The sequence below is a fragment of the Methanosarcina spelaei genome (assembly GCF_002287235.1).
GTDB lineage: Archaea > Halobacteriota > Methanosarcinia > Methanosarcinales > Methanosarcinaceae > Methanosarcina > Methanosarcina spelaei.
This window is the reverse complement of sequence record NZ_LMVP01000434.1, coordinates 1-12,085: the sequence shown is the minus strand read 5'-3', so window position 1 is coordinate 12,085 and position 12,085 is coordinate 1. Positions and strand designations below refer to the sequence as shown.

Genomic DNA, 12,085 nt, shown 5'->3' with positions numbered 1-12,085 from the left:
TTAAAACCAGAATTAAGTTCAGTACGAAATATTCTGCATGTTTCTGCTTAAAGAAGTAATCTGAAAGAGACAATCTGGAAAAAATACACCTATTTCGCAGAATAGAAAAGAGAGGTAAAAATAAATAAACGGGCCCGCCGCGATTCGAACACGAGTCAATGGGTATCTTCGTAATAGTCTTACTTCGAAGCCCATTAGGATATCCTGGCTACCCTACGAGCCCTTGATGCAGCACTATTGATAGAAGCTATCTATATTAAACTTTTCTCTCAAAATTAAGACAGCAGGGAATACAGATCTAAAAAAAATAGGTCAGGAAGTAGCTGAAAGTATGAATAAATAAAAATATATAGGAAGTGTGACAGATTATCAGTACGATCTTAATTAAAATAGTCAGAAAAATTTCATGAAATTACTGTAAAACTAATGAAAAATAATAAACGCTTCTTTAGTTATAAACAGTTTCTAAATCCAGGGTCATTTAGAGACTGTTCTAAGCTTTCAAGTTAATAATCTAATATTAATTCATATTCGGGGAAGCTATAAGGGTAAAGTAAAGAAAGAGTGGGGATTTACAAAAATGGAGAGAGTTTCAACAGGCATAGAGGAGCTGGACAGGAAGTTGAGTGGAGGTTATCCTGCAAATAAAGTAACTCTTATAACCGGTATAGCAGGAAGCGGGAAAACAATCTTCGGAATCCATTTTATTTATAAAAACTGTCTTGAAGGCAGGAAATGTATGATTATCGCAACTGAGGAAACTCCTGAAGATATTATCTACCAGGCAAGCCTGCTAGGGCGCGACCTTACAATATACTATGAGAGCGGACAGCTTATTATACAAAATATCTTCGAAAGCCGTTCTGAAATAATAGGACAGACCAGATACGGGTTTAAGCCTGAAAGCCTGGATCTTGAAATTCCGAGTCTTGTAGAGTTAATACGTGAAGGAACGGAATGCCTTGTTATAGATAATATAGGTACCTTTGTGCTCAGGACTTCCATAAGGAGGCTTAGAGACCAGTTTGATGCGTTGAACTACCTGGTAAGAAAAAAAGGTTGTACTACTCTTTTAATAATGGACGAGTCCGCACACAACATGACTTATCAGCTTGCTGAGTACTCGGTATATGGGTCTATCCACCTGCTGGTAAGGGAAAACTCATATCTTGGAAAAATGGAACGTTATCTGAGCATACCCAAGATGCGCAGTACCCCTATTTCTCCTGAAATGTCTATTTTTGAAATCACATCGGAAGGAGTTGTAATTCGTGAGTCTGGGGGATGAAGCCTTGGAAGAGGAAAAAAGCAAATCTAAAATCCTGATCGTCGATGATATGCTAGAGAACATAGAACTCATAGAAGCTTACCTTTCAGCCGAACCTTATGATGTTATTACTGCCAGTAGTGGAAAGGAAGCTATCCAGAAATTAAAGGAAGAAAATCTCGACATGATCTTGCTGGACGTCATGATGCCTGAAATGAGCGGCTACGAGGTCTGTAAAATTGTCAAAAACAACCCTGAAACTCAGTTCATCCCTATTTTGATGCTCACTGCTCTTTCCGATATTGAAGACCGGATAAAGGGAATTGAAGCCGGAGCTGATGATTTCCTTATGAAACCAATAAACAGGATTGAGCTCAAGACTCGCGTGAAGTCCTTACTCAGGGTAAAGTGCATGCATGACCGGCTGGTAGCTGACCGCAACAGCCTTGAGATAAAAAACAGGGTACAGAGTATCCTTACCGCAATCATTCCAACACTGCTCAGGGTTGTTTCCGATGAGGAGAAGAAGGTCCTAATTAACCAGATGACAAGTATGGTCGAAAAAACGCTGCTTGAAACATATCACCTGGAAAAAAGGGAACTGGACTTCGCTTATGCAGGCAAAATCTGTGCCGAGATTATGAACCAGCTGGGCGGAAGCTTTTCCTCTGAAAAGAGTAAAAAAGAAAGTTCGTGGGTAGTCAGGGGAACAAAGTGTCCCTGGAAAGAAGAAGAAGCCCGTAAAAACCCTATTTTATGCACTTTGACACGTAAAATATTCTCGAATATAACTTTGAAAGTGGACTCTGACTTCAGGGTAGAGGCGTTAAAGACCATAGGGAATAAGAATGATTGCTGTGAATTCCTCATAAAAGCAGGATAAAACTCTATTTTCACTAAGCTTGAAATCCGTTTTTTCCGTAAATTTCAGGTTAAGGAAATGATCATAACCCGAGAGCAGGACACTTCATGTTTCCAGTAAGTCGTTCATACCTGTAATAATTCTTATTCCTTCCGGGGTAATATCAAATAGAGAATACTGGACCGGAACAGCCTTATCCCGCATTTTCTCAATGTAAAGGTATTTCTTTGTCTTTCCTGAGTTGAAGTTCTCCTGTGAAGTAAGTCGGATTAGCCCGAAAACCATGTAGCCAGTAAGCCTGTGGGTGAGGTTATAGGAGTCCTCATCCATAATAAAAAGACTTGTGCACCCGTTTTTTAGAAGTATAATGTTTATAGAATTGAACTCATCGGCAAAGTCTCTTATGTCATGATTTATGGCTATTACCCCTATATTGTCGATAACCATGACATCAACTTTCGAAGATAAGGAACTGATATACTCGATTATATCCGTATCCACAGCACAGAGACCTTTTCCGAATTTGGAAGCGCTTTTGATTTTGTTCATTTTGTCTTCAAAAATATTCTTGATACTGAGCTGTCCTCTCTCCACAAAAGGCTTGAGGTCAAGGTTAAGGCTCCGGGACTGACTGAAGATGTCTTCCGTAAGTTCCCTTGTAAGAATCAGTATACACTTCTTGCCTTCCTTGCAGCTTCTGTGCAGGAAATGAATTCCAAGAACTGTTTTTCCGGCACCTGGAGGACCTGTAACCAGAATGCTTTTTCCTTTAGGGAAGCCTCCGTCCATTAGCGTATCCAGCCCTTTGATCCCTGTAGATAAACTCTCCATATTATCACATCTTAACCACAGATAAGTTTCTTATTTATTGTAATATGTCTTGAGTAATATAGTCTTCTATAAGAAATTTATTGCGTGTCGGAAAAGAGTTAAACCGGTTCTAAAATGATGTTAAGTAAATTTTAAAATGATGTTAGTAAATCTTAAATAATATTAAGTAAGGCTTGAAAATAAGTTAAATAAGTCTAAAATGAGTTAAGTAAGTTTAAAAATGAGTTAAGTAAGTTTAAAAGTGAGTTAGATAAGTCTAAAATGAGTTAGATAAGTCTAAAAATAAGTAAACTAGTCTAAAAATGAGTTAAATAAGTCATATCAACGAGTTAAGTAAAAGTTTAAAGTTAGATTCATTCTTTTTAATCAGATCATTAAATAAATTTTTAAGTTAGATTTATTCTTTTTAATCAGGTCATCAAATAAACTTTAAAAAATTTTTTAATCGGCATATTTTTCCTTAAACTCTAAAATCTGCTTGCTGCTTCCGACAACTGCAATAATGTCTCCTGCCCTTATTGTTGTCTGCTTTTTAATAGCAGTTATGACGATTTTTCCGCGTTCTATACCAACTATAGTACACCCGATCCGTCCTTCCAGGTCAAGTTCTTCTATTGATCTGTCATCAAGAGGAGAACCTTTATCAACGCGACATTTCTCGATTTCTATTCCCTCGTAAAGCATTATGTCTTCATCGATTCTACTGCTTTTTCCCATGCAGTTTGCAGTCATTTTGGCAAGCATCTGCCCGGCTACTATGGAAAGAGAACCTACGTAATCGGCTCCTGCTTTGTAGATCTTTTCAATCGATTTTACGGAATTTGCCCTTGCTACAATGATTAGTTCCGGGTTCAGATTTCTTGAAATAAGAGTTGCAAAAATAACATTGGTATCATCATTAAGAGCCACAAATACAAAAGAAGCTGTTTTTACTCCGGCTGCAATCAATATGTCTTCATCTGCCCCGTTCCCGACAAGATGTTCGAAGTCTACGTTTTCAAAAACCTTCTCATTAGCGTCCACAACTACAAAACGGAATGGGCTTCCGTAAAGTGTATCTACTATGCTCTTTCCAACATCCCCGTATCCCAGTAAGATAAGATGCCCTTTTGACTCCATTTTTGCTCCCATATTCTGTAAAATTGCACTTATCAAATTCAGTTTCGAGTTTTCATATTTAAAACTCGATTTTTACAAGTTTATGCAAATAAATTTGTTATATGTATCAAATTATCGGAATGGTCGACAATTTATTTTTTTGGATCTCAAACTAATATGTCAGCTTCCTCAGTTCAGTTTTGAATACTCAGTCAGTGTGTCAGTTTCTTCAGTTCAATTTTGAATACTCAGTCAGGTATCAGTTTCTTCAGTTTTGAATACTCATTCAGTGTGTCAGCTTCTTCAGTTTTGAAAGCTGTTCACGGGTTCCTACAGCTAGCAAAACGGTATTCTCCCTGACAAGATCTTCTTCCTTGGGGTCAAAAGACAGAGTACCGCTATTCCAGGTTCCTACGATCTTTGCACTCGTGAGATGCTGGTTCGATATTTCCTTAAGTGACTTGCCTATAAGAGGACTTTTCAGATAAACAGGGAATTCAACAATATGGACACCATCAAAGATTTCAGTCGCTCCAGTTACCCTGCTTACAAGCCTGTCCATTGCCTTCTTTCCGATAAACTGCCCGAACATCGATTTGGGAGAAACAACCGTATCAGCTCCTGCATATTTGAGGTATCTGGTGTTAGATTGGTCTTCAACTATCGCAATAATATTCATATGCGGAAATTCCCTGGCAGTCAAAACGATATTTGCATTTCTTTCATCCGATTTATTTGCAATAAGGAGCCTGGCTTTTTCTATTCCGGCATTCGTAAGGGTTTGCTTATCACTCGGAGATCCGAAAATGCAGGGAATGTTTTTATAAACAAGTTCCCTGATGAGCTCTTCGTCTTCGTCAATTATTACAAAAAGCATATCTTCCTCATTAAACTCGTCTATCAGGGTTTCAACCAGTTGATTATATCCGCAGATAATTATGTGATCTTTTATGCCGACAGAAACTTTTCTTGGCAGCCTGAACTTGATAACCCTGTCCACCCAGGGAGTAACAACGTAGGTTACAAGAAAACCCGAAATCAAAATTATGCCCACAATCTGCACGATTATAGTGAAAAGTCTTCCTGGAAGCGAAGTAAAGACTACATCGCCATATCCAACTGTTGCAATGGTAGTTGTTGCCCAGTAAACAGCAGTAATAAGGTTTGCATTTTTGGACTGGTTCTCAAAAATCATGAGATACTCGAAAGTAAGAACATAGATAACAAACAGGAACACAGCTGTTATTTTGTACACGATATAGGGGTGCCTGTGCAGTGTCTTCCGAAACCCTGTTATGAAATTACCTTTCTTTCTCCTGGAAGTAACCATCTTTGAAGTCCTGCCCGAGTTTTCCTATGAAGTTAAACTGAAGTGTCATGTAGATGTTACTGATAGTTCTATATGTCTTCAGTTTAACAAAAATATATCTTCACTTTAACAAAAATATATCTCAGTTTAACAAGAAGATATCTTCAGTTTAACAAAAATATATCTTTACTTTAACGAAAATTTTGTGCAAATATTTTTCGGAACTAAACGCTGAAAAAAGTTATATAAATAAAAGTTTTAGAAGTAAAAAGTAGTAACGGTCCTTCATGAACAAAAAAATAGAAAAGGAAGTAAAACCCAAGCCTTATAATTTCAGTGAAGGCAAGGGTTCGATCTGAAACTGCGATATCAGTCAGATCCATTGTCCTACATAAGGCCCAAATATCATAAACACAAACGAGAACAGGATTAACATCGAAAAGCTCGCTGTAATAGAGTTTGAGACCTTTTCCGAGATTGAGTCATTCCTTGTGAACCGATAGATGAAGGAATAGATAGAATCCTTAAACACATGTCCTCCGTCCAGAGGCACGGCAGGCAAGCAGTTGAACAGTCCGACATAAAAGTTCAACCAGCCAACCCAGAGCAGTGTGTTTGCAATCCAGAAAATTCCTATTCCCAGAGGTTCTGCCCAGCCCACAGGATGGTAAAACTGCATGAAGGTACCTGAAAAACCCCGGAATCCTTCTCCTGCAAATCCATATATGGGAAGTCCAAAGAGAATGAGCCAGCCTGCAGGCATGGTTAGCAAGGACGGGATTTGCTTCAGGGCTTCAAGATACACTTTTGCTTGAGGCGTCAACACGGAGATTCCGAGCATCGGGAATTCCGTAACTGCGTTATTCCCGTAAATGACTCCAAGGAAACCGTAGTTATTTTCCGGATTGGCTGACAGCTGCACATCGAAAACAACCGTGCCTTTTTCAGTGAGGTTGCCTGTGTAGTTTTCAGGAGGGAGAAGTTCTACTTCTACGGTCTGGTTTGCCCTGGTAGTTTCCATGAAATTTACGAAACTTGTAACGTTTTGCATCTTCGTGTTGTCGATCCTGATCATTGTCATTCCGTTTTTGATCCCTGCAGCTTCTGCGGGGCTTCCTGAGACAATTCCTCCTACTGGCACTCCACCAACATAGTCCTCAGGGACTGATGCGACCTGCAAGTCATGTGTGGAAACCGTATCATTTTTTACCGCAAGGATGCGGACCATATCTCCTGGTCGAGTTTTTTCGAGGTATGTTTGCAGATCTTCGGCAGTCGTGATGTTTGTATCGTTAATCTGCGTTATTATCATGCCTTTCTCAAGCCCTGCATGGTCAGCCGGAGAACTTTCGTTTACATTTAAGATCAGGGCATCACTTGAGGGAGCAATTGCTCCCAGTACAGGCCCGAAGAAGAGCAGGAAAGCGATAAAAGCCACGCTAAAATTGGCCATAACGCCTGCTGCAAGAATCCGGGATCTCTGAATTCTTGTTGCACCTATTAAAGGATCGGATTTCGGTTCATCAGGCTTTGTTTTCTCAGTTTTTTGCCTTATTTCTTCTTCTTTTTCCCATTGCTCAATTTCTTTGATTGTGGCTGTCAGAGGAAGTTCTCTTTCTGTTTTCTCTTTCGTCCCGAAAAGCTGTTCATCGTCAGGCTCAGCAAAGCCTCCTATAGGAACCAGAGCATACAGTATACCCATCGATTTGACCCTGATGCCTTCAACTCTGCAAAGAATCGCATGCGAAAACTCGTGCACGACAAGCGTGACTATGAGAGCAATAGCTCCCCAGGTTAAAGGAATGAACTCGTTTAATCCAGGAATGAGAAAGATGTTTCTCGGAGAACTATACTTTCCGGGTTCAGGCACATTTCCGCTAAGGAAAGAAGTATACAGCCCAAGATCCGAGATAACTATGACCAGAAACATCGCAATCATGCCTACAAACATCAGCAAGATTCCAAGGTTTGCAAAGATTCTCCAGTAAGACTTCGGACGGGCCAGTACATCCAGTAGTTTGAGGCCCTTAGTTGTCCTGATCATCAGAATAGGAAGCGGCCCGAAGGTGCTTATGTTATACTTCTCCAGAATACCTTTCCTGTCAAGAACGGAAATTGCGAACCAATACAGTAAAAAAATACTTAATGCAATGCTTGTGCCATTCAAGGGAATTCTCCGAGTTATTGAGCTGAACAGGTTATAATTAAGCTTAACTATTCATGAATTAAACGTAAAGTATTGTGAACAAGGCTAATTAGTTTAGCCTGCTAAAGTTGCTAGTTGAACTTAGCCTGTTAAAGTTGTTAGTTAAACTTAGTTTGTTAAAGTTGTTAATTAAATTTAAACGACTATAAATTAAGCTAAATTAGTATAAACTTTATTATAAATTTGGGTATAAATATTAGGTATAAATTTTGAATTAAACAACAGATACAAGACTGTTGAGAAAACATGTCTTTAAGTTTTTACTATTGATATTATACATCTATAAACTCTAATATTGTTAATATATAATTGTGCGTCTGAGGTTTTACGCCAATTAACTCATCATGTTAAGTTCTAGTGTTACAATATATAGTGTTCTATATGATATGAAAGTGTTATAGTGCACCTTACTATTTAAAATCGACATATACTGCCTTTCCTCTTTAAAGAGAATCCTATCTGGAAAAAGGCATATAATAAAACATCATAATTATATAAAAAGGTGTATGGAAGTTTATTGTGTAATATGTAATAGCCAATATCGAAGCCAATGTTGAGAAATTCTACAGCCAACGTCCAAAGTTATAAGGCTGGGTAATAAATACTGTGACGTGGAGGGTAATGTGCTTTATATTAACCCTGTAAATTGCATCTTGTAAATTGCATCTTGTAAATTGCATCTTGTAAATTAAAGATCTTGTTCACGAGATCAGATTTCCTTGAGGTGTCTGCTCATGCTTGGAATTGTGTATATAACAGCTGGAAACATGGAGAATGCATCACAGATTGCGAGAGAGCTGGTTTCAAAGAGGCTTGCGGCCTGCGTGAATATGTTTCCGGTATCTTCGGTTTACCGATGGAAGGAAGAGATTGAAGAAGACAATGAGATTGCCATGTTTGTAAAAACTGATTCTTCACGTTTTGAAGAAATCATAAGGCTTGTAAAGTCACTACACACGTATGAAATGCCTGCAATAGAATTCTGGGGAATTGAAGGAGAAAGGGAGTATCTTGACTGGGTTCACGTTAATAGTTCAGGTGAATGAGCCTGAAAGTACGGCAAAAACTGAATTTAAAGTAGGAAACCCCGAGATCGAAAACTGAACTAGACACTGGCACTAGTTCACGAATTTGATATTTTCACAAGAATCCGTTACTTTTACAATTATTTTAGTTTCTACGTTCACTACATACAAAATTTTGTAGGGTAGTCTGCTTACAGGATTAGCTTTATATGTTAGTTCTATCTTTACCTAATTGGATTCCTTAATGCGGGAGTAACCAAGCGGTCAACGGTGGCAGACTCAAGATCTGTTCGTGCAGACGTTCAGGGGTTCGAATCCCTTCTCCCGCACTAAATTTATTAAGTTTTTCCTATCTTTTTTAGATTATTGTTTTCACTCAAATTCTCTAATTCTATCTAATTCTATTACATTTCTTTTAGTTGCGGCAAGCAACTCGGTCAAGGTACTGTATTCAGAGTTCAACATAGAGAACTATATTTAATTAGGAAATAAATCAATTTGTGAGGGGTACCCAGCTAGGTCAAAGGCGTAGGTTCAGAGCCTACTTTCGTAGAAGTTCGTACGTTCGAATCGCACCTCTCGCACTAAATTTTTAATTAACTCTTATTTTCACTTAAATTATCTAATTCTATTTCATAAGTCTTTGATTAAGTGGGTCCTGGTGCAAAAATAATATTTCCGCAGTTTGATACTATAATTTCTACCTTTAGGTACCATTTTCCCAGGTGATGATATTTGATTAACTTTCCTAATTGCGAAGGATTACACTGATTTTTCAAGGAAGCCAGATTTTTTGCAACGGAACTCATCTCTTTGGTAAAAGTAAAGAGACTCGTACGCTTACATTTTCAGTAAGTGACACCACGACCGAGAAGTAAAACAAAAAAATAAGATGAAGATATTGAATCTTCATCTTATTTTTTTGTTTATTTTCTTATTACTTTTCTTACTTTCTTTTATGCAAAAATACAGCAAGCAAGCTAACCACACCGTAAATAGTTTCAAATCCAGGTGTTTTCATACTTCCTTTCTTAGAAGTTTTTGGGCTTTGCGTCTGCTCTACAGTTTTTTCTCCTATAAAATCTCCCAAGGCCTGAGGAGAGCCTCCTACAGGCACTGTGGCTGTAACAGAGTCGGTTGAGGTATCAATTACAGATACAGTGTTGCTGACAGAGTTCACCACATATACTTTTGTCCCTGCAGGATTGACTGCAACTCCGTAAGGATAGCTTCCTACAGGCACAGTGGCTGTAACAGAATTGGTTGAGGTGTCGATTACAGAGACAGTATTGTTGCCATCATTTGACACATATTCCTTTGACACATATACCTTTCTTCCATCTGGAGTGATCGCAATTCCGTAAAGATAGCTTCCTACATTTACAGTAGCTGTAACTTTATTGGTTGCAGTGTCAATTACAGAAACAGTGCCGTTTCCAGTCGCCATGTCATTGCTCTCCACATATACCTTTGTTCCCATCCGGTTGACTACAACTCCATAAGGAGAGCTACTTACATTCACAGTAGCTGAAACAGTATTGCTTGCTGCGTCAATTACAGAAACATTGTTGCTGTTTATATTCGTCACATATACCTTTGTTCCTGCCGAGTTGACTGCAACTCCATAAGGAGAGCCCCCTACAGGCACAGTAGCTGAAACAGTGTTTGTAGCTGTATCAATTACAGATACGCTATCACTGCCAGAGTTTGTTACATATGCCTTTGTTCCCGCAGAATTGACTGCGACCCCCCAAGGTGAGGAACCGACATCCACCGTGGCTATAACAGTGTTTGTAGTTGTGTCAATTACGGAGACATTGTTGTCCCAAGAGTTCGTAATATACGCATATGGTCCCATGGATGAAGCATTCTTAACATCTATTTCGTTTGTCTTTGAATCTGTACCGTTCGCATTGCTTACTGTCAAGTTAACTTTATAGGTTCCCGCTTTGGAGTAAACATGCGTTGGATTCTGATGTGTTGAATTAGCTCCATCTCCAAAATTCCATTCCCATACAGTAGGTGTACCTTTGGTTTTGTCAGTAAAGGTGACATTCAGAGGCGCCTTTCCAAAGAGAGGGGATACAGAGAAAGCAGCAACGGGCGGAAGTTTGTCCGGGAAATAGCAGATGAAATCATTTTCAGAGGAAGCATCAAATGGGAGTTTTGAACTAAGATTATACATGTAGAGATAAGGGATTCCATTGCGATAATTCATCCAGGCTATCCTATCATCATAGATGGCAGGACTATCTGCTGATACACTGAAAACGAGTGGAGTTTCGATGGAAGTGGAAAGGTTGTACATGTAGAGACAGGAGGGACCACGAGAATCAATCCATACTATCCGATCTCCGTAAATAACAGGGGGTTGTGCGGATCCGCTGTTGGTTATTTGAGTTTTATTGGAGGTGGAAATATTGTACATATATATATCGAAGCTTCCATTGTAAATATCCCAGTGCTCCCACACTATTCTGTCTCCGTATATAGCAGGGTTAATTTCAGATCCATCTGTGGTGATTTTAGTTTCCATATGAGTGGAGATATTGTACATATAGAGGTTGAGATCTAAGTTTCCATTGCGATTATCCACCCAAACTATCCTGTCACCAGAGATAGCAGGATTCCCTTGAGTTGAGTTACTAGTGGTTATCTGGGTTTCAGTGGAAGTGAAGATATTATACATATAGACATTGGAGCCATTTCCATTACGACTATCTGCCCACACTATCCTATCACCAGAGATTGAAGGGTTACCTTTAGTTGAGTTATTGGTAGTTATCTGGGTTTTAGCGGAAGTGGAGATATTATACATGTAGATATCGGAGTTTCCATTGCGATTATCCGCCCACACTATCCTGCTCCCATAGATTACAGGATTGGTTGCTGATCTGTGGTTAGTGACCTGAGTTTCGTTGTGAGTGGAGAGATCGTACATGTAGATATCGGAGTTTCCATTGCGATTATCTGTCCACACTATCCTATCACCATAGATAGCAGCAACCGATCCTGTGGTAATATCTACTGATTCTTCATTGGCAGAATTCTCCTCTGATACTCCGGTAATAGAATTCTCCTTTGATGCTATAGTATTATCCACTAATCGGTTGGTGATCATCGAAGTTTCAGTTATTGTGGGCGAAGCGCTTTGTGCAGAAGCCATCGATGCTGAAGATGAAATGAGAATTAAAAATAAAATAAGGGTTGTTGATGATAACGCTATTGAATACAATCTTTTCCTCATTTTCATTTATTCATACACCCCAATAAAATTTATATTATGTTAATACTGAATGTACTCTAATATCCTTTATATCTATTGTTTTCAAAACTAAATAATACTTAAGATCTAACATACAGGACTGAATAAAAACAGGAAGTAAACCCAACAAAAAGGATAAAAAGCAAAGAAATGTAAGAACAGGCAAAAAATCAAAGTTGCGCTGGCGCACCCCGCTGCAAGCAACGGGGTATGTCCGCGCCA

The 12,085-nt window shown here is 38.8% G+C and carries 8 protein-coding genes and 2 tRNA genes; 4 read left to right on the top strand and 6 right to left on the bottom strand.

Annotated elements, in window-relative coordinates; genetic code table 11:
- Positions 1-129 precede the first annotated feature (129 nt).
- Positions 130-223: transfer RNA gene (locus ASJ81_RS15855), tRNA-Arg, on the bottom strand.
- Between the two features lie 357 nt (positions 224-580).
- On the opposite strand from ASJ81_RS15855, the gene ASJ81_RS15850 reads away from it, so the two are divergent.
- Both ASJ81_RS15850 and ASJ81_RS15845 read left to right on the top strand, forming a co-directional pair.
- Positions 581-1,288, top strand: coding sequence for an ATPase domain-containing protein (locus ASJ81_RS15850; protein WP_095645212.1), 708 nt, complete (start codon positions 581-583; stop codon positions 1,286-1,288).
- Between the two features lie 4 nt (positions 1,289-1,292).
- Entirely contained in the window at positions 1,293-2,150 is an 858-nt protein-coding gene (locus ASJ81_RS15845; protein ID WP_095645233.1) for a methanogen output domain 1-containing protein, read from the top strand.
- A gap of 84 nt (positions 2,151-2,234) precedes the next feature.
- Here the strand turns inward: ASJ81_RS15845 and ASJ81_RS15840 are convergent, their stop codons facing one another.
- From ASJ81_RS15840 to ASJ81_RS15825, 4 genes are all read right to left on the bottom strand, one after another.
- Positions 2,235-2,960: an RAD55 family ATPase gene (locus ASJ81_RS15840; protein WP_095645211.1), complete on the bottom strand. Its 726-nt coding sequence runs from the start codon at positions 2,958-2,960 to the stop codon at positions 2,235-2,237.
- A gap of 441 nt (positions 2,961-3,401) precedes the next feature.
- Positions 3,402-4,079 (bottom strand): potassium channel family protein, encoded by a 678-nt coding sequence (locus ASJ81_RS15835; RefSeq protein WP_095645232.1) that lies wholly within the window; start codon positions 4,077-4,079, stop codon positions 3,402-3,404.
- Between the two features lie 265 nt (positions 4,080-4,344).
- On the bottom strand, positions 4,345-5,388 hold the full coding sequence (locus ASJ81_RS15830; protein WP_095645210.1) for a potassium channel family protein: 1,044 nt from the start codon (positions 5,386-5,388) through the stop codon (positions 4,345-4,347).
- Positions 5,389-5,740: 352 nt separating this feature from the next.
- The gene (locus ASJ81_RS15825) at positions 5,741-7,534 is read right to left on the bottom strand and encodes a site-2 protease family protein (protein ID WP_095645209.1); all 1,794 of its coding nucleotides are present in this window, start codon (positions 7,532-7,534) and stop codon (positions 5,741-5,743) included.
- Between the two features lie 773 nt (positions 7,535-8,307).
- Here ASJ81_RS15825 and cutA point away from each other — a divergent pair.
- Positions 8,308-8,619 (top strand): divalent-cation tolerance protein CutA, encoded by a 312-nt coding sequence (cutA, locus tag ASJ81_RS15820; RefSeq protein ID WP_095645208.1) that lies wholly within the window; start codon positions 8,308-8,310, stop codon positions 8,617-8,619.
- Positions 8,620-8,844: 225 nt separating this feature from the next.
- A tRNA-Leu gene (locus ASJ81_RS15815) sits at positions 8,845-8,927 on the top strand.
- 617 nt (positions 8,928-9,544) lie between these two features.
- Here the strand turns inward: ASJ81_RS15815 and ASJ81_RS15810 are convergent.
- Entirely contained in the window at positions 9,545-11,851 is a 2,307-nt protein-coding gene (locus ASJ81_RS15810) for a PKD domain-containing protein (RefSeq protein ID WP_095645207.1), read from the bottom strand.
- Positions 11,852-12,085 lie beyond the last annotated feature (234 nt).

Bases quoted from the DNA above. Each gene is read 5' to 3' on its own strand.
- ASJ81_RS15835 (WP_095645232.1), bottom strand. From the start codon at position 4,079: ATGGAGTCAAAAGGGCATCTTATCTTACTGGGATACGGGGATGTTGGA.
- ASJ81_RS15810 (WP_095645207.1), bottom strand. From the start codon at position 11,851: ATGAAAATGAGGAAAAGATTGTATTCAATAGCGTTATCATCAACAACC.
- cutA (WP_095645208.1), top strand. From the start codon at position 8,308: ATGCTTGGAATTGTGTATATAACAGCTGGAAACATGGAGAATGCATCA.
- ASJ81_RS15840 (WP_095645211.1), bottom strand. From the start codon at position 2,960: ATGGAGAGTTTATCTACAGGGATCAAAGGGCTGGATACGCTAATGGAC.
- ASJ81_RS15850 (WP_095645212.1), top strand. From the start codon at position 581: ATGGAGAGAGTTTCAACAGGCATAGAGGAGCTGGACAGGAAGTTGAGT.
- ASJ81_RS15830 (WP_095645210.1), bottom strand. From the start codon at position 5,388: ATGGTTACTTCCAGGAGAAAGAAAGGTAATTTCATAACAGGGTTTCGG.